At 46.2% G+C, this 25,170-nt stretch carries 24 protein-coding genes and 1 other annotated feature; of the genes, 14 read left to right on the top strand and 10 right to left on the bottom strand.

Features of this window, described 5'->3' with window-relative positions; translation table 11 throughout:
* The coding region (locus INF29_RS14515) for a hypothetical protein (RefSeq protein ID WP_207728135.1) at positions 1 to 183 on the top strand (183 nt) is incomplete at its 5' end.
* Positions 184 to 226: 43 nt separating this feature from the next.
* On the opposite strand, the gene rpmB is transcribed toward INF29_RS14515, so the two are convergent.
* Positions 227 to 430, bottom strand: a complete 204-nt coding sequence (rpmB, locus tag INF29_RS07490) for a 50S ribosomal protein L28 (protein ID WP_022254343.1) — start codon at positions 428 to 430, stop codon at positions 227 to 229.
* A 244-nt stretch (positions 431 to 674) separates the two neighbouring features.
* Between rpmB and INF29_RS07485 the strand changes: the two genes are divergently transcribed.
* The 5 genes from INF29_RS07485 to INF29_RS07465 all read left to right on the top strand — a co-directional run bounded on the left by INF29_RS07485 (position 675) and on the right by INF29_RS07465 (position 5,473).
* On the top strand, positions 675 to 1,568 hold the full coding sequence (locus INF29_RS07485) for a copper amine oxidase N-terminal domain-containing protein (protein WP_193485707.1): 894 nt from the start codon (positions 675 to 677) through the stop codon (positions 1,566 to 1,568).
* 165 nt (positions 1,569 to 1,733) lie between these two features.
* The gene (locus tag INF29_RS07480) at positions 1,734 to 2,651 is read left to right on the top strand and encodes a ribonuclease Z (protein ID WP_072850324.1); all 918 of its coding nucleotides are present in this window, start codon (positions 1,734 to 1,736) and stop codon (positions 2,649 to 2,651) included.
* 3 nt (positions 2,652 to 2,654) lie between these two features.
* Positions 2,655 to 3,677, top strand: coding sequence for a tRNA (adenosine(37)-N6)-threonylcarbamoyltransferase complex transferase subunit TsaD (gene tsaD, locus INF29_RS07475; RefSeq protein ID WP_022254346.1), 1,023 nt, complete (start codon positions 2,655 to 2,657; stop codon positions 3,675 to 3,677).
* Positions 3,678 to 3,737: 60 nt separating this feature from the next.
* Positions 3,738 to 4,418: a PspA/IM30 family protein gene (locus INF29_RS07470; protein ID WP_022254347.1), complete on the top strand. Its 681-nt coding sequence runs from the start codon at positions 3,738 to 3,740 to the stop codon at positions 4,416 to 4,418.
* Positions 4,419 to 4,435: 17 nt separating this feature from the next.
* On the top strand, positions 4,436 to 5,473 hold the full coding sequence (locus INF29_RS07465) for an SPFH domain-containing protein (protein ID WP_193485702.1): 1,038 nt from the start codon (positions 4,436 to 4,438) through the stop codon (positions 5,471 to 5,473).
* Positions 5,474 to 5,552: 79 nt separating this feature from the next.
* Here the strand turns inward: INF29_RS07465 and INF29_RS07460 are convergent, their stop codons facing one another.
* Together INF29_RS07460 and ymfI are read right to left on the bottom strand one after the other, a co-directional pair.
* Positions 5,553 to 6,257 (bottom strand): YjjG family noncanonical pyrimidine nucleotidase, encoded by a 705-nt coding sequence (locus INF29_RS07460; RefSeq protein ID WP_193485696.1) that lies wholly within the window; start codon positions 6,255 to 6,257, stop codon positions 5,553 to 5,555.
* Positions 6,254 to 6,994, bottom strand: coding sequence for an elongation factor P 5-aminopentanone reductase (gene ymfI, locus INF29_RS07455; RefSeq protein WP_193485683.1), 741 nt, complete (start codon positions 6,992 to 6,994; stop codon positions 6,254 to 6,256). Before ymfI ends, INF29_RS07460 begins: the two co-directional genes overlap by 4 nt.
* Before the next feature lie 140 nt (positions 6,995 to 7,134).
* Here ymfI and INF29_RS07450 point away from each other — a divergent pair, with 140 nt between their 5' ends.
* Complete coding sequence (locus tag INF29_RS07450) at positions 7,135 to 7,968, top strand: hypothetical protein (RefSeq protein ID WP_193485678.1); 834 nt, start codon at positions 7,135 to 7,137, stop codon at positions 7,966 to 7,968.
* Between the two features lie 237 nt (positions 7,969 to 8,205).
* Positions 8,206 to 10,182, top strand: a complete 1,977-nt coding sequence (locus tag INF29_RS07445; protein ID WP_193485673.1) for a fructose-1,6-bisphosphatase — start codon at positions 8,206 to 8,208, stop codon at positions 10,180 to 10,182.
* Positions 10,183 to 10,492: 310 nt separating this feature from the next.
* Here the strand turns inward: INF29_RS07445 and ileS are convergent, their stop codons facing one another.
* Positions 10,493 to 13,606, bottom strand: a complete 3,114-nt coding sequence (ileS, locus tag INF29_RS07440; protein ID WP_193485668.1) for an isoleucine--tRNA ligase — start codon at positions 13,604 to 13,606, stop codon at positions 10,493 to 10,495.
* A gap of 66 nt (positions 13,607 to 13,672) precedes the next feature.
* Positions 13,673 to 13,915, bottom strand: a binding site (T-box leader).
* A gap of 286 nt (positions 13,916 to 14,201) precedes the next feature.
* Between ileS and INF29_RS07435 the strand changes: the two genes are divergently transcribed.
* Complete coding sequence (locus INF29_RS07435; protein WP_193485666.1) at positions 14,202 to 15,656, top strand: nicotinate phosphoribosyltransferase; 1,455 nt, start codon at positions 14,202 to 14,204, stop codon at positions 15,654 to 15,656.
* Between the two features lie 60 nt (positions 15,657 to 15,716).
* Here INF29_RS07435 and rd read toward each other — a convergent pair whose 3' ends face one another.
* Genes rd through INF29_RS07420 form a run of 3 tightly spaced genes read right to left on the bottom strand, consistent with a single transcriptional unit; the run spans position 15,717 to position 18,453 of the window.
* On the bottom strand, positions 15,717 to 15,878 hold the full coding sequence (rd, locus tag INF29_RS07430; RefSeq protein WP_072853648.1) for a rubredoxin: 162 nt from the start codon (positions 15,876 to 15,878) through the stop codon (positions 15,717 to 15,719).
* 53 nt (positions 15,879 to 15,931) lie between these two features.
* Positions 15,932 to 17,110: a phosphopentomutase gene (locus INF29_RS07425; RefSeq protein WP_072853651.1), complete on the bottom strand. Its 1,179-nt coding sequence runs from the start codon at positions 17,108 to 17,110 to the stop codon at positions 15,932 to 15,934.
* A gap of 35 nt (positions 17,111 to 17,145) precedes the next feature.
* Positions 17,146 to 18,453, bottom strand: a complete 1,308-nt coding sequence (locus INF29_RS07420) for a thymidine phosphorylase (RefSeq protein ID WP_193485664.1) — start codon at positions 18,451 to 18,453, stop codon at positions 17,146 to 17,148.
* A gap of 191 nt (positions 18,454 to 18,644) precedes the next feature.
* Between INF29_RS07420 and INF29_RS07415 the strand changes: the two genes are divergently transcribed.
* On the top strand, positions 18,645 to 19,406 hold the full coding sequence (locus INF29_RS07415; protein ID WP_193485662.1) for a 4Fe-4S binding protein: 762 nt from the start codon (positions 18,645 to 18,647) through the stop codon (positions 19,404 to 19,406).
* 72 nt (positions 19,407 to 19,478) lie between these two features.
* On the opposite strand, the gene INF29_RS07410 is transcribed toward INF29_RS07415, so the two are convergent.
* Together INF29_RS07410 and rpsT are read right to left on the bottom strand one after the other, a co-directional pair.
* Positions 19,479 to 19,928, bottom strand: coding sequence for a C-GCAxxG-C-C family protein (locus INF29_RS07410; protein WP_243184123.1), 450 nt, complete (start codon positions 19,926 to 19,928; stop codon positions 19,479 to 19,481).
* Positions 19,929 to 19,976: 48 nt separating this feature from the next.
* Positions 19,977 to 20,237: a 30S ribosomal protein S20 gene (gene rpsT / locus INF29_RS07405; protein WP_072853659.1), complete on the bottom strand. Its 261-nt coding sequence runs from the start codon at positions 20,235 to 20,237 to the stop codon at positions 19,977 to 19,979.
* Positions 20,238 to 20,489: 252 nt separating this feature from the next.
* Between rpsT and gpr the strand changes: the two genes are divergently transcribed.
* From gpr to ybaK, 4 genes are all read left to right on the top strand, one after another.
* A complete protein-coding gene (gene gpr / locus INF29_RS07400) occupies positions 20,490 to 21,497 on the top strand; it encodes a GPR endopeptidase (protein ID WP_193485660.1) in 1,008 nt (335 codons plus the stop codon).
* A 283-nt stretch (positions 21,498 to 21,780) separates the two neighbouring features.
* A complete protein-coding gene (locus INF29_RS07395) occupies positions 21,781 to 22,197 on the top strand; it encodes a DUF6762 family protein (protein WP_072853664.1) in 417 nt (138 codons plus the stop codon).
* On the top strand, positions 22,187 to 23,470 hold the full coding sequence (locus tag INF29_RS07390) for a hypothetical protein (RefSeq protein ID WP_191344673.1): 1,284 nt from the start codon (positions 22,187 to 22,189) through the stop codon (positions 23,468 to 23,470). The genes INF29_RS07395 and INF29_RS07390 overlap by 11 nt, the downstream gene beginning before the upstream one ends.
* Before the next feature lie 115 nt (positions 23,471 to 23,585).
* Positions 23,586 to 24,050, top strand: coding sequence for a Cys-tRNA(Pro) deacylase (gene ybaK / locus INF29_RS07385; protein WP_072853668.1), 465 nt, complete (start codon positions 23,586 to 23,588; stop codon positions 24,048 to 24,050).
* An 88-nt stretch (positions 24,051 to 24,138) separates the two neighbouring features.
* Here the strand turns inward: ybaK and INF29_RS07380 are convergent, their stop codons facing one another.
* Positions 24,139 to 25,047 carry a DMT family transporter gene (locus INF29_RS07380; protein WP_193485658.1) on the bottom strand — a complete coding sequence of 303 codons (909 nt, stop codon included), beginning with the start codon at positions 25,045 to 25,047 and terminating at the stop codon, positions 24,139 to 24,141.
* Between the last annotated feature and the right edge of the window lie 123 nt (positions 25,048 to 25,170).

The following is a 25,170-nucleotide window of genomic DNA, read 5'->3' as shown; positions in this document are numbered from 1 at the left end:
ATCGTTTCTACCACCAGTTGCTTGAATTCTGGTGTATATCGTTTATTTGGTACTCCTTTTGGCATAAAAATCACCCCACTTGTTATTCAGTATATCATACTGTCTAACAAATGGGGTGCAGTTCATTTCAAGGATTCCGGCTATATTTGTTTTCTTATGAAACACTCTGAAATACCCGTATAACGCAAAAAAGCCTTCGTAAACGAAGGCTCTTTTTATGCTGAAATCAGATCGCACGAGTGATTTTGTTGGAACGCATGCATCTTGTGCAAACGTAGATAGATTTTACATTGCCGTTATCTTCCACGATTTTGATTTTCTTTACATTGGGTTTCCATTTTCTGTTCGCACGTCTACTAACCTGACTACGGTTAATGCTGATTCTATGACCTTTGATCTGGCCTTTTTCACAAATTTCACATCTAGCCATTGCCTGCACCTCCTTCATTGCTTGTATGTGACACAACAAAGTTATTCTAGCAGAAAACTTTTGATTTTGCAAGAAAAAACGCCCTTTTTTTAAAATATTTTTTTATGGGAAAACTTGCTGTGATTTTGTACAGGGAAAAAAGCAGAAACGTAAGAAAAAATTAAAGGATTTCTAATAAAACTGTTTTTGTTTGGTGATATACTGTAAACAAGAATCTGCACCCATTTTTAAGGAGGGAATCTGAATGATGCGAAAAACAGTAATTGCGGCGGTCCTTTTGGCGTTGGGCTGTAATGCGACAGCTTTTGGTGCACAGAATGATGTGGTTATCAAATTGGATGAAAGAAATGTGGTACTGAAAGAAGACATTGTCTATGAAGATGGACGGATGATGCTGCCAGTACGTGCCATGGCGGATGTGCTGGGAGCCGATGTGACATATGATACAAGCACCCGTACAGCTCTGGTGGAAAAACAGATGAAAACAGTGCTGGATGCGGATAATCAGCCCTTGGTATGGCAGGTTTCTCTGGGATTGGATTCCAATTATCTGACCCTGATGGGTACCCATGAACTGCTGCTGGAAACAAAACCGCTGGTGGTGAACAATCGGGCGTATCTGCCTTTAAGAGAATTGGCGGAAGCCATGAATCTGGATGTGGAATGGAGCACAGACGGTCAGAAGGATTATGTGAAACTGACTTCTGCCAGAATGCCGAACGTTTCTCTGCAGCCCAATGGCAGCTTTGATCAGGAAACCATGAGCCTGCAAATGCAGTGGAAAAACGAAGAAAATACAGTATTCTATGCATCCGAAGAATTTTGGCTGGAAAAATGGGATGGACATAACTGGAATAAAGTAGAACCTGATTCCAAAGCTTATGTAAGCACAGATACTTACAGCATTCCTACAGGCGGTCCCACAGACGGCAAACGGGATAAAAAGTTCACTTTCTGGCAGTGGGAAAAGAGCATGACCCCCGGAAAATACCGTGTGGCAGTGCCTTATCAGTATCTGGAAGGCAAAGGCGAGGATATGACATTCTTCAATCTGGAACAGACAAAGGCGTACAGCCAGGATACTCCTACCACTTATGTGGCATATGGCGAATTTTTGGTAGAAGTGCCTAACAAATAATCAATGGTCAAATGGCGGAAGGTTTGCAAGGAGCAGGTCTTCCGCTTTTTTTCAAAGTCAAAAGCAAAGGCAGGAAAGGGCGCTTCTCTTGTGTTTTTCGGTACTTTGCGGTATCATATACCATGAGTAAGTTTGTTTGAATAGAAAATACAAAGGAGAACGGGAATGTTAGATATTTGCTTATTGGGAACAGGCGGCATGATGCCCATGCCGGGGCGTTTTCTCACGTCCCTTGCGGCGCGGCTCAATGGGCGCATGATGCTTATTGACTGTGGCGAAGGCACACAGGTAACCATGAAAATGCAGGGATGGGGCTTCAAGAATATTGATGCTATCTGCTTTACCCATTTTCATGCGGATCATATCTCCGGGCTTCCCGGTCTGCTGCTGACCATTGGCAATGCAGGCAGAACGGAGCCTTTGAAACTGGTTGGTCCGCAGGGACTGACATATATTGTGGAAGGTCTGCGCCGGATTGCACCGGAACTGCCTTTTCCTTTGGAATTGATTGAATTGGGAAAAGATACGCCCAATCCCCTGCGGTTGGGAGAATTTGAAGTTTCTTTCTGTCAGGCGGACCACATGGTACGTTGCTATGCTTACCGTATTGACGTCAAACGCCGCGGAAAATTTGACCCGAAAAAAGCGGAGGCGCTGGGACTGCCCAGACCGCTGTGGGGCAAATTGCAGAAAGAAGGCGCTGTGGAATTTGAAGGCAAGACCTATACACCGGATATGGTGCTGGGAGCAGAACGTCCGGGTATTGCCATGGCATACTGCACAGATAGCCGTCCTGTAGACAGATTGGCGCATTTTGCAAAAGGCGTGCAGCTTTTCATCTGCGAAGGCATGTATGGGGAAGAAGAAAAGAAACCAAAGGCGCTGGAGCATAAGCACATGCTCTTTTCCGAGGCGGCAAGACTGGCGAAGTTTGCGGAAGCAGAAGAACTTTGGCTCACCCATTTCAGCCCGGCTTTGCAGGAACCGGCAGAGTTTTTGCAGAATGCCACAGATATTTTCCCCAATACCCTGTTGGGGGAAGAGAGGAAAATGACAACATTGTATTTCCCGAAGGAAGGATAAAATATGGAAAAAGATATATTGATTTTAGCAGTGGAAAGCTCCTGCGACGAAACTGCCGCAGCCGTTGTGAAAAACGGCAGAGAGGTGCTTTCCAATATCATTTCGTCACAGATTGCCTTGCATACATTGTATGGCGGCGTGGTGCCGGAAATTGCGTCCCGGAAACATATCGAAGCCATCGATGGTGTGATCACACAGGCTTTGCAGGAAGCAGGCGTGACATTGGAGGACATTGACGCCATTGGTGTGACGTATGGACCCGGTCTGGTGGGTGCGCTGCTGGTAGGTCTAGCAGAAGCCAAGGCCCTTGCTTTTGCGGCAAATAAACCCCTTGTGGGTGTCCATCATATCGAAGGACATATCTGTGCCAACTATATTGAAAATAAAGATTTTGAACCGCCGTATATGGCGCTGGTGGTTTCCGGCGGTCATTCCCATCTGGTGTATGTGTCTGATTACGGCAAGTACGAAATTCTGGGCAGAACCAGAGATGACGCGGCTGGTGAGGCTTATGACAAAGTTGCCCGTGCCATTGGTATGGGGTATCCAGGCGGCCCGAAAATCGACGCGGCAGCCAAAAAAGGCAATCCAAATGCTGTGAAATTCCCCCGTGTATTTCTGGAGGAAGACAGCTACGACTTCAGTTTCAGCGGTTTGAAATCCGCCGTACTGAACTATGTGAATAAACAGAAAATGATGGGCGAGCCCATTGTGCCGGAAGACATTGCAGCCAGCTTCCAGCAGGCTGTGGTGGAAGTTCTGGTGGAAAAAACCATCCATGCAGCAAAGGAAAGAGGCGTGAAGCAGATCGCTATGGCAGGTGGTGTTGCATCCAACTCCGCTCTGCGGGAAACCATGCGGAAAGCCTGCGAGAAAGAAGGATTCTATCTGAGCATTCCTTCTCCCATTCTCTGCACCGATAACGCGGCAATGATTGGTTGTGCAGCCTATTATGAATATATGGCAGGGGTGCGGGATGGCTTCGACCTGAACGCAAATCCCGGTCTGAAATTAGGGGAAAGATAAGTTTTTGTTTCAAAAGGGGCGTTGTTTCGATAACTTTTTCAATATCAAGGAGGAAGAAACATGGCAGGTATTTTGAGCAGATTTAAAACAATTATGGAAGCAAACATCAACGCATTGTTGGATAAAGCGGAAGACCCTGTAAAAATGGCAGACCAGCTTGCCAGAGATCTGGAAAAAGATCTGGGGGAAGTGAAGGCGGAAACCGTTTCTGTCATGGCAGAGGAAAAACGTGCCAAACGTGCTTATGATGAAGGTGTAGCAGAAGTGGAAAAACTCCAGCGTTATGCGGAAAAAGCCGTTCTGGCTGGCAATGACGCTGACGCAAAGGTTTTCCTGTCTGAAAAAGCGGCAAAGGCAGCTAATCTGGAAAGCCTGAAAGGCGCATGGGATCTGGCAGCAGCCAATGCGGCAAAAATGCGTGAAATGCATGATAAACTCACAGAACAGCTGAAACAGGTGGAAGATAGAAAAGCAGCCATCCGTGCCAAAGCGGCTATGGTAAAATCTCAGCAGAAAGCCAATGAAATCAAGTCCGATTTGGGCGGCAGCTCTCTGGCAGCCTTTGACGCACTGGAAGAAAAGCTGAACCGGAAGCTGGATGAAGCGGAAGCAGCTGCGGAACTGAACACCAAGAAAGACGATATGGCTGACCTCATGGCAAAATATGATGATGCTGCAACGGTACAGGACAGCGGTGTAGAAGATGAACTGGCAGCACTGAAAGCAAAGCTGGGCAAATGATGGGGGGAATGTGACCGATGGGACTTTTCGGCAATGAATTTCGCAATGTGGTGGAGTGGCAGGAAAGCGACGACACCGTGATTTTTCATAAATGGCATAATGACGAGATCAAAAAAGGCAGCCGCCTCATCATCCGCCCGGGACAGGATGCTATTTTCCTGTATAACGGGAAAATCGAAGGGATTTTTCAGGATGAAGGCTCTTTTGACATTGAATCCCAAATCATTCCTTTTCTGAGCACCCTCAAAGGCTTTTCCTTTGGCTTTAACAGCGGTATCCGTGCGGAAGTGCTCTTTGTCAATACAAAGGAATTTACCGTAAAATGGGGCACCAAAAACGCTGTAATGCTGCCTTGCGCAGGTCTGCCCGGCGGACTGCCTGTCCGTGCCTTTGGTACTTTCCAGATGAAGGTTTCCGATTATGTGCGCCTCATCGACACCATCGCAGGCGTAAAAGATACATACTCTGTGGATGATGTGAAGACAAGAGTGCTGAGCATTCTGGATCAGCTTCTCATGAAGTGGATTGGCAGAGAAGGCAAGGATATGTTCCATTTGCAGGCAAGTGCCTATGACATCGGCAAAGGCATGCAGGAAGATCTGGATATGGAACTGCTGAAAATGGGCATGACTGTGACAGGCGTGCAGATTTCCAGCTTCAGCTATCCTCAGGAAATCCAGGAAAAAATCAATGCTGCGGCAGGCTATCAGATGGTAGGGGATATGAACCGCTACCAGCAGGGCAAACTGGCAGATGGTCTGGATCAGCCCGGCGGCGCCGCTGGCAGTACAGCAGGCATGGGCTTTGGTATGGCAGCAGGCATGCAGATGGCACAGCAAATGATGCAAAGCATGCAGCAGCCGACACAGCAGGCAGCCCAGCAGCCAGCAGGAGGAAAGCATTGTCCTTCCTGTGGTGCGGCAGTACAGGCTGGCGATAAATTCTGTTCCGGTTGCGGACAGAAATTGGAAGTGGCAGCTTTCTGCCCTTCCTGTGGCGCAAAAGTCAACGCAGGTGATCGTTTCTGCTCCGGCTGCGGACAGAAACTTTCCTAAAAAAAATGAAAAAGGAATAAAATTAAAAGAAAAAGGCAGGAATCTCAAGAAATTACCAAAGAGATTTCTGCCTTTGTTTTTATTTTTTAGGGATACCTAAAATATCATATAATTCTGCCAGTTTATGAATTTCGTATGTAGGTACAGCAGCGGTGTCGTTGATTTTGTTTTCCGCATTCATCCAGCAGGCGTCAATACCTGCGTTATTGCCGCCCAGAATGTCGGAAGAAAGGGAATCCCCGATGATGAGTACATCTTCTGGAGAAAGGTGTGGCGCTTTTTCAAAACAATGGTCGAAAAAGGCTTTCATAGGCTTGCGGCTGCCGATTTCACCGGAAATGAAAATGTCCTTGAAATAAGGAGAAAGCCCCGAATCTCCCAGACGCTTGTACTGGGTTTCTGTGGTGCCGTTGGTGACGATGTATAACTCATAAAGGGGCGCAAGGGTCTGTACCAGCTCCATAGCACCTTCCATGAGGTCGTGTCCTTCGTCCAGTTCTTTTCGGTAATCATGTTCGAAGGCAATGCCGTCAGCGTCAATGCCAAAGTGTTCGAATACTCTGCCAAAACGGGTATAGAGCACCGCATCTCTGGAAATTTCACCTCGTTCGTAGCTTTCCCAAAGCTGACCGTTCATTTCCAGATAATAGCTGCGGATTTCGTCCGTCAGGGCAATGCCGTTTTTTTCAAAAACACGTTCCAGCCCTTTTTTTTCAGCGGCAACAAAGTCCAGCAGTGTCTTGTCTGCGTCGAAAAATAATGCTTTATATGTTTTCTGGCTCATAACATTCCTCCATCCAGTGTGATGATTTGCCCTGTCAGGAAAGAAGCGCTTTCGCTGGCGAGGGTAAGGGCAAATCTGCCCACTTCTTCTGGCTTGCCAAAGCGCATGAGGGCGATTTCGTCTGCCAGCTCTGCCCGTTCTTCTTCGGAGAAGCAGGCATTCATTTCTGTGTCGATGACACCGCAGGCAATGGCGTTGACCCGAATACCGGAAGGACCAAGTTCTTTTGCCATGGCTTTCGTGAAAGCATTGATTCCCCCTTTGGAAGCGGAGTAGACAGCTTCACAGGAAGCTCCTGCTTCTCCCCACATGGAGGAGATGTTGAGAATCACGCCTTTTTTGTTGTGTACCATGGCAGGTACTGCCAAATGGGTACAATTCAGCACAGAGCCAAGGTTTACATTCAGCACACGCTGCCACTGTTCTGGGGTCATATCTGTGAATAATCCAATATGAGAAATACCGGCGTTGTTTACCAGAATATCAACAGGGCCAAAGGCATCCTGAATTTGCAGGAACATGTCCTTGCAGGCATTGTAGTCGGAAACGTCTGCCAGAATTGCCATACAGGAAACGCCCATTTCTTCCAGTTCTTTTTTCGCTTCTGCCAGCTGGTCTTTGCTGCGAGAAGCGTTCAGCACCACCCGTGCGCCTGCTCGTCCAAAGGCAAAGGCAATGGCTTTGCCAATGCCACGGGAGGAGCCGGTGACCAGTACAGTTTTATTTGTAAAATCCATTTTTATCACAATCCTTTTTTGCGCATTATAATAGTCATTTTATCGGAAAACTTTAATCTTTACAAGGAGGAAATCTGCTGACAAATGAAAAGAAACCATGTATAATACTTCTTATATCATGATGGAAGGAATTTGATATTATGGAAGAAATCAAGCGGCTAGTATACAGTCGGGAATTACGATGGAATGAAATTATGGTCATTGCCATGCGGCTGTTTCGGGAAAACATCAAAGTGGTTGCTGCGGGAATGCTGGTCATTGGTCTGCCCCTTAGCATTTTACTGACACTGATTCAAAGCAGAGTATTGAGTCTAATGGAGTTTGCGGAGCAGGTGTCATTGAGTGGTATGGCACTATCGCCCCAAGAATCTATCAATTTGATACAGCAGATGATGACGAATAACGTACTGCTTATGGCAGTAACCGTATTTTTGGAACCTATATTCATCATTGGTGTGGCAAAGGCTGCGAAATGGCGTCTGGAAGGCAGACGTTTTTCTGCCAGCAAAGCTTTTGTGGAAGCAATGTCATTGGAACCCGTTGTGGTGAAAGTGGGTATTGTGTATATGATCCTGTTTTTGCTGGGAACCCTGCTGGTGATTCCTGCCATTTATCTGGGCGTTGTATGGTGTCTGTATCTGTACTGCATTGCGCTGGGCGGCAGACGAAGCGTTGATGCACTGGGACATAGCCGCGTACTGGTTCGCAGCAGATGGTGGCGGACATTCGGATTTTTGATTATACTGGCAGCAATTTCTTACTGCTGGAATTCCGTTTTATCCTTGATTTTTATGCTGTTCCCAGACAACTTTGCTGTCAACTGCGTGTATACCTGCATCACATATTTGACACAGGGCTTTGTGGTCAGCGCAACAGCCATCTTGTTCCTGAACCGGGAATCCGGGCTTTTTGGTATGGCTTCTTTGCAGGAACCGGAAGAAGTCCAGGAGGCAGAAGGAGAAAAAGCAGAATAAAATTGCTTCATAAGAAAACAGAGATAGCCAGAATTCTTAAAACAAAAGGAATTCTGGCTGTTATTTTTTTCGGGAGAGTTTCTGTATTTTTGTATACAATAGACAGGAAAGATGGGGTTTCGAACTACGAATTTTAGTGGGACATTTTCCGTCACACGCAGTGGATTTTTCCAAATCCCTGTGGTATAATCGGCTTATAACAACAACCAAATATAAGAAATGGCAGGTGGGGTATTTATGTATTCCGGGAAAGACGGATTTACAGCAGAAGAACTGAAGTATTTACAATTATTATCCAAACAATATAAAAATATCAACAGCGCAGCCACAGAGGTTATGAACCTGAAGGCGATTTTGAACCTGCCGAAAGGGACAGAGCACTTCGTTTCGGATATTCATGGGGAAGTAGAATCTTTCAGCCATGTACTCCGCAACGCTTCCGGCGTTATCAAAAACCAGATCAGTGCCATTTTTGGTGCAAGTCTGCGGGAAAGCGAAAAGAAATCTCTGGCAACGCTGATTTATTATCCCGAAAAGAAACTGGAACAGATGGCAGAAACAGAAGAGGACATGAACGACTGGTACAAAATCACCCTGCACCGTCTGGTTACCATCTGCAAAGTTGTTTCTTCCAAATATACCCGTTCCAAAGTCAGAAAAGCACTGCCCAAGGAATTTGCTTACATACTGGAAGAACTGCTCCATGAGGATAATGTGAGCAGAGATAAAGAAATGTATTATAACGAAATCATCAGCACCATCATCGATCTGGATCAGGCAGACCGCTTTGTTACAGCCCTGTGCCATCTGATTCAGCGCCTTGCCATTGATACCCTCCATGTCATTGGGGATATTTACGACAGAGGTCCTAACGCGGCAGCCATTATGGATATTCTGGAACATTACCACTCTGTGGACATCCAGTGGGGGAACCACGACATCGCTTGGATGGGGGCAGCGGCAGGATGTCAGGCGCTCATTTGTAACGTACTGCGTATCCAGACCCGTTATGCAAATCTGGACACCATCGAAGAAGACTACGGTATCAACCTGATTCCTCTGGCAACATTTGCCATGGATTGTTATGCCGATGACCCTTGCACACAGTTTGCACCTAAGGGTACAGAAGGAGCATTGAGTGACAAAGACTTCCAGCTCATTGCCAAAATGCATAAAGCCATTTCTATTTTGCAGTGGAAAATGGAAGCACAGATCATCAAACGTCATCCCGAATTCCACATGGAAAACAGACTGCTGCTGGATAAGATCGACTTTGAGAAAGGCACCATCAACATCGAAGGTGTGGAATATGAAATGAACGACATGAATTTCCCCACTGTAGATCCCAAAGACCCTTATGCCCTGACAGAAGAAGAACAGGAAGTTATGGACAAAGTCAAATCTTCCTTCGTAAACAGTGAAAAACTGCAGGAGCATATCCGCGTGCTGTACAGCAAAGGTGCTATGTATAATATCTTCAACTCAAACCTGCTGTTCCACGGCGGTATTCCCATGAATGACGACGGTACACTGAAAACCGTTACATTCCGCGGCAAAAAATACAAAGGAAAAGATTATCTGGATGCCGTAGAGCGGACAGCCAGAGAGGCATACTTCAACAAACCTCATTCCGAAGCAAAACGTCAGTGCATGGATATCATGTGGTATCTGTGGTGTGGGGAAGATTCTCCTTTGTTCGGCAAAAAGAAAATGACAACCTTCGAACGGTATTTCATTGATGATAAGACTACCCATAAAGAAGTCAGCAACCCTTACTATACCCTGCGAAATGATGAAAATATTTGCCGTTATGTGCTGGAAGCATTTGGTCTTGACCCGGATACTTCCCACATCGTCAATGGTCATGTGCCTGTCAAAGTGGTAAAAGGGGAAAGCCCCATCAAAGCAAATGGCAAACTGTTCGTTATTGACGGTGGTTTCGCAAAGGCTTATCAGAAGGTAACAGGCATCGCAGGCTATACCCTCATTTATAACTCTCATGGTATGGTGCTGGTTAGCCACGAACCTTTCGTATCTACAGAAGTTGCCATTGCGGAAGAAAAGGACATCCTGTCTTCTACAGTAGCTTTGCAGTATACACAGGATCGTATCCGCGTGAGAGATACCGACATCGGTAAAAAATTGCAGGAAAGCATTGATGAACTGGAAAAACTCCTGTATGCGTACCAGAATGGTATCATCAAAGAGCAGTAAAACTTCTTATATAAAATCTATTTCATAAAAAATAAACAGCAGAAAGATTAGAACCAGTTTGGTTTTGGCTTTCTGCTGTTTTTATTTGGAAAAGCTGATTTTGCCATGAAAAAATGGGTCAGATAGGAGGTCTGACCCATTTTGTAATATGCTGATTTTTTTAAAGAGTTTGGCTTTTGTACTTAAAATGCTTTTCTTTTGTAAATTCTTTCACGGAAATCCGTGCTTTCTCTTTTGTAAAATGTTTTTTTGACTTTTTCTTTCGTATGGTTTGGCTATTTTATCTTTTGTATCTGGAATTTATGAGAGATTAAACTCTTTCTACACCAAGGGTTACTTTTTCGCCGTTGATGTTCCATTCTTTGGTGTATTCGCCGCCTTTGCCTGCAACCACTTCAGCAGCCAGAACGTCTGCGGAGATGTCGTTTGCAGCCAGTACTTCAGCGATTTTTGCGTTGCCGTCGTGGTAAACACGGATACGGTCTGTTACGTTGAAGTCAGCTTCTTTTCTCATGGTTTGTACTTTACTTACGATTTCACGAACGAAGCCTTCTTCTACCAGTTCGGGTGTCAGATTGCCGTCCAGAACAACGGTCAGTGTGTTGTCGCCGCTGGATACGAAACCGTCTTTTTCAGCAGTGTCAACCAGTACGTCGTCCATTTCCAGAACAACTTCTTCACCGTCTACTGTGAATGTTGCTTTGCCGTCTGCACGCAGAGTAGCCATGAATGCGGAGCCATCTACTTCTTTCAGGTAAGCGCCGATAGCGGGTACCAGTTTGCCGTATTTTTTACCCAGTGTACGCAGCTGAGGTTTGAATGTGTATGTTGTAAATGCTTCCACGTCGTCTGTGAAAGTGATGCCTTTCACGTTCAGTTCGTCTGTGATGATGTCGCGGTACATTTCAGGCAGTTCTTTTTCTGCTTTTACATACATCATAGCCAGAGGCTGACGGTTTTTCAGGTTTGCAGCGTTTCTTGCAGCACGACCTTCTACAACGACTTTCAGTACGAAGTCCATGTTTTCTTCCAGTTCTGTGTCAACCCATTCTGCATGGTATGCAGGCCAGTCGCACAGGTGTACGCTTTCGGGAGCGGAAGCGTCTACTTTCTTCACCAGATTGCCGTAGATTTCTTCTGCGATGAAAGGTGTGAAAGGAGCTGCCAGTTTTACCATAGTATCCAGTACAGTGAACAGAGTCATGTAAGCGTTTACTTTATCCTGTTCCATACCTTCAGCCCAGAAACGTTCACGGCTTCTTCTTACATACCAGTTGGACAGGTCGTCTACAAAGTCTGCCATTGCTCTTGCGGGTTCTGTCAGTTTGTAGTGTTCCAGACAATCGTCAACGTATTTATTCAGTGTCTGCAGCTTGGACAGGATCCACTTGTCCATAGGAGGCAGTTTGTCATATTCCAGTTTGTGTTCTGTAGGATTGAACTTGTCGATGTTTGCATACAGCACATAGAATGCGTATGTGTTCCACAGAGTACCCATGAATTTTCTCTGCAGTTCGCTTACAGCTTCGTCATAGTAACGGCTAGGCAGCCAAGGTGCGCTGTTTGCGTAGAAGTACCAACGAACGGCGTCAGCACCCTGTTTGTTCAGAGCATCCCAAGGGTCAACAACGTTGCCTTTGTGTTTGGACATCTTCTGACCGTTCTTATCCTGAACGTGACCCAGAACGATACAGTTTTTGAAGGGTGCGCAGTCAAAGAGCAGTGTGCTTACTGCCAGCAGTGTGTAGAACCAGCCACGAGTCTGGTCAACGGCTTCACTGATGAAGTCAGCAGGGAAGTTTTCTTTGAAGATATCCTGGTTTTCAAAGGGATAATGCCACTGTGCGAAAGGCATTGCACCACTGTCGAACCAGCAGTCGATAACTTCAGGCACTCTTGTCATCAGCTTGCCGCATTCAGGACATGTGATGTGAACGGCGTCGATGAAAGGTTTGTGCAGTTCGATGTTTTCAGGGCAGTCAGGAGACATTTCTTTCAGTTCAGCGATGCTGCCGATGGTATGTCTGTGACCGCATTCGCATTCCCAGATAGGCAGTGGTGTGCCCCAGTATCTTTCACGAGACAGACCCCAGTCGATAACGTTTTCCAGGAAGTTACCGAAACGACCTTCTTTGATGTTATCGGGATACCAGTTGATGGTGCGGTTGTTGCGAACCAGGTTGTCACGCAGAGCGGTCATTTTGATGAACCATGTGCTTCTTGCGTAGTAGATCAGTGGAGTATCGCATCTCCAGCAGAAAGGATAGTTGTGTTCGAAGGGGATTGCTGCGAACAGGGAACCATCTTTTTCCATATATTCGATTACCTTAGGGTCAGCGTCTTTTACGAACATGCCAGCAAAAGGACCTGTTTCTTTTGTCATGTTGCCGGCGTCGTCTACATACTGACGGAAAGGTACGTTGTAAGCGTTACATACACGAGCGTCGTCTTCACCGAATGCGCCTGCAGAGTGTACCACGCCAGTACCGTCTGTCAGTGTAACATAAGGGTCGCATGTTACGATGAAAGCTTTGGGGTCGTTTTCCAGGAAGGAGAACAGGGGTTCATAACGCATGTATTCCAGTTCTTTCCCTTTCATGGTTTCCAGAACTTCGTAGTTGCCTTCGCCCAGGATGGTATCCAGCAGAGCTTCTGCCATGATGGCAACATAGTCCTGATATTTCACTCTTGCGTATGTTTCGTCTGCGTTGACAGTCAAAGCAACGTTGGAAGGCAGTGTCCAAGGTGTTGTTGTCCAAGCCAGGAAGTATTCGTTGTCTTTACCTTCAACTTTGAATTTTGCGATAACGGATGTTTCTTTAACATCTTTGTAGCCCTGAGCTACTTCGTGAGAGGAAAGGGCAGTACCGCAGCGAGGGCAGTAGGGAACAACTTTGTGACCTTTATAAAGGAGACCTTTGTCCCAGATCTGTTTCAGTGCCCACCATTCGGATTCGATATATTCGTTATGGTAAGTAACATAAGGATGATCCATGTCAGCCCAGAAACCAACACGGTCACTCATGGCACGCCATTCTTTTTCGTAAGTCCAAACGCTTTCTTTACATTTTGCGATGAAGGGTTCTACGCCGTAATCTTCGATCTGAGGTTTGCCGTCCAGACCCAGAGATTTTTCAACTTCCAGTTCAACAGGCAGACCGTGGGTATCCCAACCAGCTTTTCTCAGAACTTTGTAGCCTTTCATTGTTTTGTAACGAGGGATCAAGTCTTTGACCGCTCTTGTGATGATGTGACCGATATGAGGTTTGCCGTTTGCTGTCGGGGGTCCATCATAGAAAGTAAATACAGGAGCACCTTCTCTTGCTTTGATGCTCTTGCCGAAGATGTCATGTTCTTTCCAGAACTGTTCTGTCTGAACTTCTCTTTCCACAAAGTTCAGATTGGTAGGCACTTTGTCGTACATATTAATTCCTCCTTTGGTTTTGTTCTTTCTTTATAATGTGATACCAATTAAAAAAACCCATCCGTCACACAGGACGAATGGGCTCGCGGTACCACCTGATTTGACGGCACAAAAAGCCGTCCACCTTATTGCATCACCATTATGATGCGTTCCCTTAACGCGGGATACGACAGAGTCTACTTGGTAAAACCGTTCGGTCTGCCACTCAGGAGTGATTTTCTACCGTTTCCTTGCGTCGGGCTTTCACCTGTCCCCAACTCTCTGTCAGCATGAACAGAAATGGTATACTCTCTCCGTCACAGTGTTTTTGCTATTCACGAGAGTTATTATATATTGTGCCTAAAAATTTGTAAAGACCTTTTTGCACTTTTTCCTGCAAAATATGCAAGTATGTTGTATACTTGCAGACTGTATACACAAAATGGTGTAAATACAGGTGGTTTTACAGAAAAATGGGAGAAAATTGCGGATTTTGTATGCAGATTACAAAAACAGCCCGAAATAATTTGATTTCTTTGGAGAAGTTGTGTATAATCAAACTGTTTACGAAAGTACAGGCAGAAATTTTTCTGCTGCATAAGCAAAGGAGATTGAAATGGAAGGTAGAGATTTGGCACTGCTGACGGACTTGTATGAACTGACCATGATGCAGGGCTACTTTGAAACAGGTTCTTACAAAAAACAGGTAGTATTCGATTTGTTCTACAGAAAAAATCCCAGCGGCAACGGTTATGCCATTGCGGCAGGTCTGCAGCAGGCAATTGAATACATTCGCAACCTGCGTTTTACAGAAGATGATATCACATATCTGGAAGGTCTGGGACTGTTCTCCGCAGACTTCATTGATTATTTGAGAGATTTTCGTTTTACAGGTGAAATTTACGCCATCCCCGAAGGCACTGTGGTATTCCCCCACGAACCCTTGATGCGTGTAAAAGCACCTATTGTGGAAGCACAGCTGGTGGAAACAGCACTGCTGAACATCATCAACCATCAGAGTTTGATTGCTACAAAAGCAGCGCGTGTGGTTTGGGCTGCACAGGGCGATCCCGTTATGGAATTTGGTCTGCGCCGTGCACAGGGCCCTGACGCAGGTACGCTGGGTGCCAGAGCGGCTGTCATTGGCGGCTGCTGCGGTACCAGTAACGTGCTGACAGGCAAACAGTTTGGTGTTCCCGTAAAAGGCACTCATGCGCACAGCTGGGTTATGAGCTTCCCCGATGAACTGACAGCATTCCGTGAATATGCCCGTCTGTTCCCCGATGCATGTCTGCTTCTGGTGGACACTTACAACACACTGGAATCCGGTGTGCCCAATGCCATCAAAGTATTCAAGGAAATGCAGGCAAAAGGCATTGAACTGAAAAACTATGGTATCCGTCTGGACAGCGGCGACCTGGCTTATCTGTCTAAGAAAGCAAAAGCCATGCTGGAAGAAGCAGGTTTTGCTGACGCTGTCATCAGTGCATCCAGTGACTTGGATGAAAACTTGATTGCCAGCCTGAAGCTTCAGGGCGCAAAAATCAGCCTGTGGGGCGTAGGCACAAAACTGATCACCAGTGATGACTGTCCTGCCTTTGGCGGCGTGTATAAACTGGCAGCAGAAGAAGATGAAAACGGCAAATTCATCCCCAAAATCAAACTGTCCAATAACCCGGAAAAAGTTACAAACCCTGGTATTAAGAAAGTATTCCGTATTTACGAAAAATCCACAGGCAAGATCAAAGCTGATCTGATTGCCCTGGACGATGAAACCATTGATGAAACCAAACCACTGGCGATTTACGACAGCAATGCAAAATGGAAAAACATGCGTCTGGAACCTGGCACATACAGAGTCAGAGAACTGCTGGTTCCTGTTTTCATTGACGGCAAACAGGTTTATGAAAGTCCTGCTACCATGGACATTCAGGCTTACTGCAATCAGGAAAAGGCATCTCTTTGGGACGAGCATCTGCGCTTGAACAACCCTCACATTGTGCCTGTTGACCTGTCTGATAAGCTGACACAGCTGAAAACAAAACTCATTGATAACATGAGCAAAAGATAAGTACAAAATAAAAAAACCGAAAATTCCTTGGAAAAGGAATTTTCGGTTTTTTTGATTGCATCAGTGTTTTTCTTCAAAATCGGATTTGCCTACACCGCAAAGAGGGCATACCCAGTCTGCCGGCAGTTTATCCCAAGGAGTTCCAGCGGGAACGCCATGTTCGGGATCGCCTTTGGCTTCGTCGTAGATATATCCACAGATGGTACATTCATATTTTTTCATACTGCAACGCTCCTTTTTTTATGATTTGCAGTTATTCTATACCAAAAGATGCTTTATTTCAAGATATCTTTTAAGAAACTTTCTGCTTCAAAATGAGCGCCCAGACCCAGATAATCAGAGATGGTCTGACCGATGTCTGCAAAGGATTTGCGTACGCCCAGATCTACGCCTTCTTTTACATGTTTGCCGTATACCAGCAGAGGGGTGTATTCTCTGGAGTGGTCGGTGCTGGGGGTAGTAGGGTCACAGCCGTGGTCTGCGGTGATGAACAGGATGTCGTCATCGTGCATCGCGTCCATGATTTCAGGCAGTTTGCTGTCGAAGTATTCCAGTGCTTTTGCATAGCCTTCCACGTCATTTCTGTGACCGTAGATCATGTCTGTATCTACCAGATTTGTGAACAGAATGCCTTCGAATTCTTCTTTGGTATACAGAATGGTTTTTTCGATACCGTCATTGTTGTTTGTGGTATGGTCTGTCCGGGTCATGCCGCGGTGTTCGAAGATGTCTTCGATTTTACCGATGGCTGTTACGTTCATGCCTTTTTCTTTCGCCAGGTCCAGAATGGTCACGCCAGTAGGTTCCAGAGAGAAGTCCTTACGGTTTTTGGTACGGGTGTAATTGCCGCTGGTACCGATGAAGGGACGGGCAATGACACGAGCAACACCGTATTTGCCTGTCAGCAGTTTTCTGGCTGTTTCGCAGATTTCGTAGAGTTTGTCTACGGGAATGACGTCTTCGTGTGCTGCAATCTGGAATACGCTGTCAGCGGAAGTATAAACGATGGGATAGCCTGTTTTTACGTGTTCATCCCCCAGATCCTGAATGATGACTGTGCCGGAAGCGGCATAGTTGCCCAGTGTTTTTCTGCCGATGGCTTCTTCAAATTTGTCCATGATTTCTTTGGGGAAACCTGTTTCTGTGAAAGTGGGGAAGGGTTCTTTTGTCAGAACGCCAGCGATTTCCCAGTGACCTGTGGTGGTGTCTTTGCCGATGGATTTTTCGCCCAGTTTACAGTATGCGCCTTTTGGTGCGTCCACTTTGCCCAGCAGGTGAATGTCTTCCCCCTGAATGTTGCCCAGACCCAGCGCTGCCATGTTGGGCAGGGAAGTTTCGGGTCTTGCTTTTTTGATATTTACCAAGGTATTGCTGCCTACATCGCCGAAATCGGCTGCGTCAGGCAGTTCGCCAATCCCTACACTGTCCAATACAATAATAATTGCTCTTTTCAAATCAATCGCTTCCTTTCTCTATATAAATGTTTGCTTTATGCCGAAATGATGTTCAAAACCAACGGCGGCAGAGGTGCTTTTTCTGCCGAGATGGTCAGTGCGGACTGGAAAATTTCCGCCGCCGATGCACAGGCTTCGTCTTTGGCGCTATAAATGACTGCCAGCACTTCGCCTGCTTCCACATAGTCACCAAGGCGTTTTTTGGTGATGATGCCTGCGCCGAAATCCAGAGGCTGTTCCTTGAAAGCCCGTCCTGCACCGGTTTCCTGAGATGCCCGCCCGATTTTTGCCGTATCCATGTGGGTGAGATAACCGCTTTTTTCCGCCCTGACTTCCAGAGAACAAGGGGAAAGGGGCAGTAAGTCAGGCTGCTCGATGATGGCAGGATTTCCGCCTTGCTGGATGAGCAGTTCACGGAATTTGGCAATGCCTGCGCCGTTGTCAATTTGCTGCTGCAACAGGGCTTTGCCTTCGGCTTCTGTCTGGACGCGTCCTGCCAAAAGGAGCATATGTGCGCCAAGCAGCAGGGAAACTTCCAGCAAGTCGCCTTTTACATTGCCTTTGAGGACTTCCATGGCTTCCATAACTTCCAGAGAATTGCCGATATACATGCCAAGAGGCTGATCCATGCCGCTGATGATGGCAGTGACCTTTCTGCCTACATGTTGTCCCATTTCTACCATAATATGTGCCAATGCTTCCGCGTCTTTCTGTGTTTTCATGAAAGCGCCGCTGCCGCATTTTACGTCCAGAACGATGCCGTCTGCACCGGCAGCGATTTTCTTGGACATGATACTGGCGGCAATGAGAGGAATGCTGTCTACAGTACCTGTCACATCCCGCAGAGCATAAAGTTTTTTGTCCGCAGGGGTCAGGTTGTCCGTCTGGCTCATGAGTACCAGATGGCTGGTTTTGCCGTAGGTCAGCGCATCTTCTTCCGTTACGCCTACCTGAAAACCGGGGATGGATTCCAGTTTGTCAATGGTGCCGCCGGAGAAGCCCAGACCACGACCACTCATTTTCACCACAGGTACACCAAGAGAAGCTACCAGAGGTGCCAGAATCAGCGTTGTGGTGTCGCCTACACCGCCGGTGCTGTGTTTATCCACTTTGAAACCGGGCAGACTGCTCAAATCGAACAATGCGCCGGAGTGTGCCATTTCCATGGTCATCTGTGCCGTTTCTTCCGCATCCATGCCGTTGAGCAGAATTGCCATAAGCAGGGCGGAAATCTGATAATCCGGCAGGGAGCCGTCTGTGACGCCTTGAATAAAGAAAGAAATTTCTTCTTTCGTCAGCTTCTGTTTATCACGTTTTTTGATGATAATATCCTGAAAATCCATATAATCCCTCCTTTTGATGGGGGTGCTATTAAATGTTTGTATCATTGGAACCCCAAAAGAGGTTGCCAATATATCCTTATCATACCATAATACCAAGGAAAATACTATTCATTTATCATTGGGTTTTGGTTGTGGGAGAAGAAAAAAGGTTTATAATAAAATTAATTTGAAAAGGAAAAGAGGAAGAAGATATGAAAAAAATCACAGCAGTATATTTCAGCCCCTGCGGCACCACAAAAACAGCCGTTTGTTCTGTGGCTGGCGGATTGGGTGAGGTAGCAAAAGAAGTGGATCTGACACCTTTGTCTGCGGCAAGTACGGAAATTTCTCTGGATGCGGAAGATGTTCTGGTCTGCGGTGTACCATCCTTTGGAGGCAGAGTACCTCTGACAGCGTTTGAACGGATCAAAAACCTCCACGGCAATGGCACAGCGGCAGTAGCGGTTGTTACTTATGGCAACCGTGCTTTTGACGATACCTTTGCAGAATTGCAGGATGCTTTGGAAGCACAGGGCTTTGTGGTAGTGGCAGGCGTTGCCGCTGTTACACAGCATTCCATTGTGAACCAGTTTGGAGCAGGCAGACCAAACGCAGAAGATCAGACACAGCTTCAGGCATTTGGCAAAGAAATTGCAGAAAAGCTGACAGGAACACCCAAACGTGCGGAACTGCCCGGTAACAGACCTTATCTGGAACGTCATGGCGGTGGTTTGGTGCCTATGGTATCCGATGCCTGCAAGGGCTGCGGCAAATGCGTGACACACTGTCCTGTGGGTGCCATTCCCAAAGACAATCCCAAAACAACAGATAAAGACCTTTGCGTATCCTGCATGGGCTGTATCAGCGTATGTACCCAGAAGGCAAGAAGCCTGCCGGAAGCAGCCATTGGTATGTTGACAGAAAAACTGAGTAAAGTCTGCGCAGATAGAAAAGAAAACCAGCTCTTTTTCTGATATTTGAGTAAAAAAAGAAAGCCGAATCTTCCTTATTAATAAGAAGTTTCGGCTTTTTGTTTTTGGATGAGATTATTTGTTTTCCTGCAGCAGATGTTTTTCAACGATTTCTGCGGCGTCTGCCATACATCCCTGGCAGCTTCTCAGTACAACACCAGTGCCCATACCTTTCAGTTCACTGCAAAGGGTGGACTGGTTTTTGTTCGCGAAAAGTTCGCTCATGGCTTTGAATGTGTCATAGCAGTCAACTTTTGTTTTGGGGTTTTCCAGATTTGCGTCGGAAACTTTCAGTCCAACCAGGTATGCCATAGCGGAAACAGCGCCACAGGTACCCATAACACCCATGCCGCGACCAAAGCATTCTACAGCGCGGAATGCTTCTTTTTCGTCTACGCCAAACAGATCGCTGTAAGCGCAGGCAACAGCTTGTGCGCAGTTATAGCCTTTCTTGTGGTTTTCTTCTACACGTTTTTGTCTTTCTGTCATTTCTGTCAATTCAGTGATCTCCTTTCGTAATAGCATGAAAAAAGGATACCGCCTGATGGGGTATCCTCTTGGGTCGCTTTCAAATTATAAGCTGTTTACCAGTTTTGTCAGAGAGGATTTCTTTCTCGCTGCGGAATTTTTGTGGTAAATGCCTTTGATATAAGCTCTGTCGATTGCGGAAGTTGCGCCTTTCAGTGCAACAGCAGCAGCGTCTTTGTCACCAGCGTTTACAGCTACGATTACTTTCTTCATTGCTGTTTTAACCTGAGATTTGATCATTTTATTTCTCAATGTTTTTTTGTTGATAACTTTGATTCTTTTCTTTGCAGATTTGATATTAGCCAATTTGCTTTCCTCCTAAAAATTCTTTTTGTGGTTTTTCTTCGTCCGATATTTGGGGAATATCGCTTTTTCTTTCCTACATATTAACCACTTTGAGGACGGTACTCCTCCGACACGGTTGGGCGTATTTTGTCATGCAAATAGCCCGTGGTTAATTCAACACCATATATTCTACCTGATGATTCCCCATAAGTCAATGAATATATTTCAAAACTGCGGAAAAAATAAGGGAAAATACAGGAAGACGGTGAAAATATGGAACAAAAAGACAAACAGACGGCGGAAAAGTTCACAGTACGGACAGATTTGGCAATTGAAGCCAGAGAAATAGCGCGGGAAGGGCGAGAGGAAGCGGGGGAACCGGATGGTGTGCAGGTGGAAACCAGTCATACGAAAGACTATGAACTGACCCGTGTCCATATTTTGACAGAACAAGGCAGCCAGACCATGGGCAAGCCTGTGGGCAGTTATATTACATTGGAGGCGCAAAAGCTGAAGGAAAACGATCCGGAAAGTCACAGCAGCATTGTGGCAGTGCTTTCCAAGGAATTGCAGCATTTGGCGAAACTCAAAAAACAGGGGACGGCTCTGGTAGTTGGGCTGGGCAACTGGAATATCACACCTGATGCGTTAGGACCCAAAGTGGTTTCACGGATACTGGTGACACGGCATTTGCGGGACACCTTGCCAGAGGAAATGGCGCAGACAGTCCGTCCGGTGGCGGCGGTAAGTCCCGGTGTTATGGGCATCACAGGCATTGAAACTGGGGAAATCGTCAAAGGCATTGTGGAAAAAATGCATCCTGACCTGGTCATTGCCATTGACGCATTGGCAGCCAGAAAGACCAGCCGCATCAACGCCGCTATACAGCTTTCTGATACAGGTCTGGCTCCCGGCGCAGGCGTGGGCAACAAGCGGAAAATGCTTAGTGAGGAAACATTAGGAGTGCCTGTCATTGCCATCGGTGTGCCTACAGTGGTGGATGCGGCAACATTGGTGAACGATACCATGGATCGGATGTTGACGGAAATGCGGAGCCAGACAGAGGAACATTCTCCTTTTTATCAGATGTTAATGGATATGGAATCGGAGGACAAATACGGTCTGATTACAGAGCTTTTGACCCCCGCAGCGGAAAACATGTTTGTGACACCAAAGGAAGTGGACGCTGTGGTAGACCGTCTGGCAGATATCATTGCAAAAGCGGTGAATATGGCTATGCAGCCCGGTTTAACAGAGGAAGACTGGTCACTTTTTGGCTGAAAAAAGTATCATATCATAAGAATGAGAATCCATGTGGATTTTCATTCTTATTTTTTGTGTGTCATCAAAAGAAAAAAGCGGTTTCTTTGGGAGAAATCAGACTGGTTTTTCTTAAGAAAGATGGAACAATTTCTTAATTTTTTCGTCATATCATTAAAATTGGTCAAAGAAAGCGGAATTCCTGGCTTTTCCAGAGGGTAAAGCATGGTCGGTTTCTTGCAAATAAACAAAATTTGTAGTATAATTGCTGGAATAGTATGAGTATGAAAAGAAGGAGAATCCCATGGAAGAAGCTGCAATCGTATTAATGTTAAAGGAAAAAGAAAGTGGTTTTTTAACAAAGGAGCTGGGCTGCTATACTGTAAGCGGTAAAGAAAGTCTGCTGGATCGCATCTACGCAGAAGAAACGGATGACGGTATTGTGGTGCATATGGCTCTGGGCTGCGAAAAAGAAGCGGAAGACTGGGAATATGACGCGATTTTTGACTACTATGACGCGGATGCGCTGCAGGATGTGGTGGATACCGTGGCGGAAGAAGAAGGACATTTGAATCCTGTCTGGGTTGTGACATTCCCTTTTGTGGATGAAGCGGAAGCCATGGAACAGCGTCTGTCTGCAATTTTGCAGGCGCATGACGCAGAACTGCAGTCTGTTTATGCAGCCATTGTAGACAAAAAGGATGATTATTGTGAGCAATAAAAAATTCAGATCTGTCTGCCTGCTGACGGGTATCTGTGCTTTTCTGGTAAGCGGCTGCAATTTTGGCAGTCAGGAAGAAACGCCGGAAGCAGACCCTCCTGTGCAGGATACACAACAGAATATAGAAACAGAAACGCCGGATGAGGAAGTGACCGCAGAGGAAAATATTCCCATTGGTGCGCCGGAAGAAAGTGAAGTTGGGATTATTGCTCCCAGCATACATACGGAAGACGAAAGCCCGAAAACACCCGTTTCCAGTTCATCCAAAAGAGAACCTGTGGCGGATACGAAGCCTTTCTGGCAGAGTGAAAACACCATGCAGCTCAATAACCTGAAGTCTGTGGCATCTGCGGGACAGAGTGCATACAACGATCTGGGTACAAAGCTGGGCTGGATCTGCAAAAACGGCAAACTTTACGCTTATTATACGGGACAAACAGTCACCACAGATACGCTGGTAAGCAATGGGTATCTGGAAAGTGGTTTGTCTGCTGATGACTATGAAATCCTGTTGGTAGACGGCAGGGACTTGGCGGAATATGAAGGGGCAGAAGTGCCTGCGGAAAGCATGAATCTTTGCGTCTTTGCCGCTTCCAAACAGTCTGACGGCACCTATTTGCTGGCATCTGCGGCAGGACGTGCAGGGCAGATTTCCTCTGTAAGTTACAACCGCCTGCTGGCAAGATATAACCAGAACCATGGAACCATGGGGCGTTTGTCCTCTGCTTCAGCGGAATATGGCAGGATTTTGAACTTTGTAGGGCTTTATGAAGGCAGTCTGGAAGACTATTTCGTTAGAGAAATCCGCAAAGATAATAAGTATGCTGTGGTTACATTCTCCAGCAAGAAAAATACAGCGGATGTGAAACAGCATGTACTGCGCAACGACAATAACTTCTGGGAAGTGGTTTATACCAACTTACAGAATGTATATTACCCTGTTACCAGCATCAACCGTGCCCTTCCGGACTTTAATCCGTCACTTTTGCCGGATTATAACCTGGCTGTATGGAAGAGTTATATCGTCCGCAGGGATCAGTCCTTGGTCAATACCATGATTTCCAAGCGTCTGATTACCGACGAAAGCCAGATTTATTATCAGTGTGGTACCGATCAGTATTTCTATATGGTACTGACAAACGGTTCCCGTTATGTGGCTTATAAGATCGACGGTGTATGGCAGATTACCCATGTCAATAGCGACTACGAAGCCAATAACTTTATTTCTGCCAGAACCGGGCAGGATTATGGATTTATATTACTGGACGATTGACAGCCTCAGGCTGTGGCGGCGGTCTGTACCGAAGGTATGGACTGCCGTTTTTGTATCAGAAAGGAACGTGAGGAATTTGAAGAAAGCAAGTGGTGATACAGTCAAGACAAACGCCATGCGGCAGCTGGAAGTGGCAGGCATTTCCTACCGTACAGCGTCTTATGAATATGATGAAAGCAATCTGTCAGGGCTTCATGCGGCGGAACAGGTGGGAATTCCGGCAGAACAGGTATTCAAAACCCTTGTGACAAGGGGGGATAAAACGGGAATCCTCGTTTTTTGTATTCCTGTGGATATGGAATTGGATTTGAAAAAAGCGGCAGCTGTTTCCGGCAATAAAAAACTGGAAATGACCCATGTGAAGGAACTGCTGGGGCTGACAGGATATATCCGCGGCGGATGTTCCCCCATTGGCATGAAAAAGAAATATCCGACTTTTATTGATGAAACTGCCATTTTGTTTGATGAAATCGCAGTCAGCGCAGGCATGCGTGGGGAGCAGATTATACTGAATCCCGAAGACCTCATCCGTTTTGTGGAAGCAAAGGAAGCGGATGTGACAAAGGAAATGCAGGATTAATAGAGAAGCCCAACCTCTTTCGAGGCAACTTCATAAGAAAACAAAGAAAGCTAAAAGCCTTACCAGAGGGTTTCAGCTTTCTGATTTTTTATGGTTGTTTTGGAGTAGGAATCCCAATATTGTGTCTTTTCAAAAATTGCGCCGCATCTATTTTGGAAAGAAGTACAGCGGCAAATATCAGAATACAGCCCAGCACCACTTTCGCAGTGGCAGGCTCCTTGAGAAACCATACGGAGAAAAGAAATCCGAACATGGATTCCAGAGAAAGCAGGATGGCAGTTGCCGTTTCTGAGGTATAACGCTGTGCCACATTCTGGATGGTAAATGCCAGAACGGTGTTTGGCACAATGAGGTATAACAGGCTGCCCAAAGTCAACAGAGAACAGCTCTGCGGGATGCCGTCTGTGAGCAGGGCAGTCACAGCAGCCAAAAGACCTGCCGACAGGAACTGGAAAAAGGACAGACGGATAGGGTCTTCGTTTCTGGCAAAAATGCTTACCAATACAATTTGCAAAGCGAAGAGAAAGGCAAACCCAACAGAAAGCCCCTCACCAAGTCCAATGGTCAGGCTTTCATTGAGGCTGATGCAGCCAATGCCTGCCAGTGTCAAAAGGGCTGCCAGCAGTTCTCTGCCATTGATGCGTTTCCGCAGCAGAAAACAACTCAGAAAAGGAACAAACATTACATAAGAAGCAATAAGGAAAGACTGTTTTCCAGGGGTGGTGCGGTCAAGTCCAGCCAGTTGGACAGAAAGCCCCACAAACTGCAATATCCCTAACAGCATCCCTTTTTTGGCAACATTTTTTGTGGTGTGCCGCAGACTGCGGCAGAAAATCAGACCCAGACAAAGGGCGGAGCCTAAAAAGCGGAATGCCAGTATGGTAAAAGGCTCATATTCTGCCAATGCGAATTTTCCTGCCAGAAAACCGCCGCCCCAAATGGCAGCAGCCAGAAGCAGACCCAGATTCGCCAGTATGGATTGCTGTTTAGCGGACATATCAGTCCCTCCTTTCGTTTGTGCCAGTATAACACGGATTCTTATGCGATACAATAAATCTAACAAATTTAAATATATTGAAATTATGTACGATGTGCTGTACAATGAGCGGAGAGGTGAGGG

It is taken from the genome of Anaerotignum lactatifermentans (assembly GCF_014982935.1).
Classification (GTDB): domain Bacteria; phylum Bacillota; class Clostridia; order Lachnospirales; family Anaerotignaceae; genus Anaerotignum; species Anaerotignum lactatifermentans.
The sequence above is the reverse complement of the archived record's forward strand: the minus strand, read 5'-3'. Positions and strand labels throughout refer to the sequence as shown.

Bases quoted from the DNA above. Each gene is read 5' to 3' on its own strand.
- rpmB (WP_022254343.1), bottom strand. From the start codon at position 430: ATGGCTAGATGTGAAATTTGTGAAAAAGGCCAGATCAAAGGTCATAGA.
- INF29_RS07485 (WP_193485707.1), top strand. From the start codon at position 675: ATGATGCGAAAAACAGTAATTGCGGCGGTCCTTTTGGCGTTGGGCTGT.
- INF29_RS07480 (WP_072850324.1), top strand. From the start codon at position 1,734: ATGTTAGATATTTGCTTATTGGGAACAGGCGGCATGATGCCCATGCCG.
- tsaD (WP_022254346.1), top strand. From the start codon at position 2,655: ATGGAAAAAGATATATTGATTTTAGCAGTGGAAAGCTCCTGCGACGAA.
- INF29_RS07470 (WP_022254347.1), top strand. From the start codon at position 3,738: ATGGCAGGTATTTTGAGCAGATTTAAAACAATTATGGAAGCAAACATC.
- INF29_RS07465 (WP_193485702.1), top strand. From the start codon at position 4,436: ATGGGACTTTTCGGCAATGAATTTCGCAATGTGGTGGAGTGGCAGGAA.
- INF29_RS07460 (WP_193485696.1), bottom strand. From the start codon at position 6,257: ATGAGCCAGAAAACATATAAAGCATTATTTTTCGACGCAGACAAGACA.
- ymfI (WP_193485683.1), bottom strand. From the start codon at position 6,994: ATGGATTTTACAAATAAAACTGTACTGGTCACCGGCTCCTCCCGTGGC.
- INF29_RS07450 (WP_193485678.1), top strand. From the start codon at position 7,135: ATGGAAGAAATCAAGCGGCTAGTATACAGTCGGGAATTACGATGGAAT.
- INF29_RS07445 (WP_193485673.1), top strand. From the start codon at position 8,206: ATGTATTCCGGGAAAGACGGATTTACAGCAGAAGAACTGAAGTATTTA.
- ileS (WP_193485668.1), bottom strand. From the start codon at position 13,606: ATGTACGACAAAGTGCCTACCAATCTGAACTTTGTGGAAAGAGAAGTT.
- INF29_RS07435 (WP_193485666.1), top strand. From the start codon at position 14,202: ATGGAAGGTAGAGATTTGGCACTGCTGACGGACTTGTATGAACTGACC.
- rd (WP_072853648.1), bottom strand. From the start codon at position 15,878: ATGAAAAAATATGAATGTACCATCTGTGGATATATCTACGACGAAGCC.
- INF29_RS07420 (WP_193485664.1), bottom strand. From the start codon at position 18,453: ATGGATTTTCAGGATATTATCATCAAAAAACGTGATAAACAGAAGCTG.
- INF29_RS07415 (WP_193485662.1), top strand. From the start codon at position 18,645: ATGAAAAAAATCACAGCAGTATATTTCAGCCCCTGCGGCACCACAAAA.
- INF29_RS07410 (WP_243184123.1), bottom strand. From the start codon at position 19,928: ATGCTATTACGAAAGGAGATCACTGAATTGACAGAAATGACAGAAAGA.
- gpr (WP_193485660.1), top strand. From the start codon at position 20,490: ATGGAACAAAAAGACAAACAGACGGCGGAAAAGTTCACAGTACGGACA.
- INF29_RS07395 (WP_072853664.1), top strand. From the start codon at position 21,781: ATGGAAGAAGCTGCAATCGTATTAATGTTAAAGGAAAAAGAAAGTGGT.
- ybaK (WP_072853668.1), top strand. From the start codon at position 23,586: ATGCGGCAGCTGGAAGTGGCAGGCATTTCCTACCGTACAGCGTCTTAT.
- INF29_RS07380 (WP_193485658.1), bottom strand. From the start codon at position 25,047: ATGTCCGCTAAACAGCAATCCATACTGGCGAATCTGGGTCTGCTTCTG.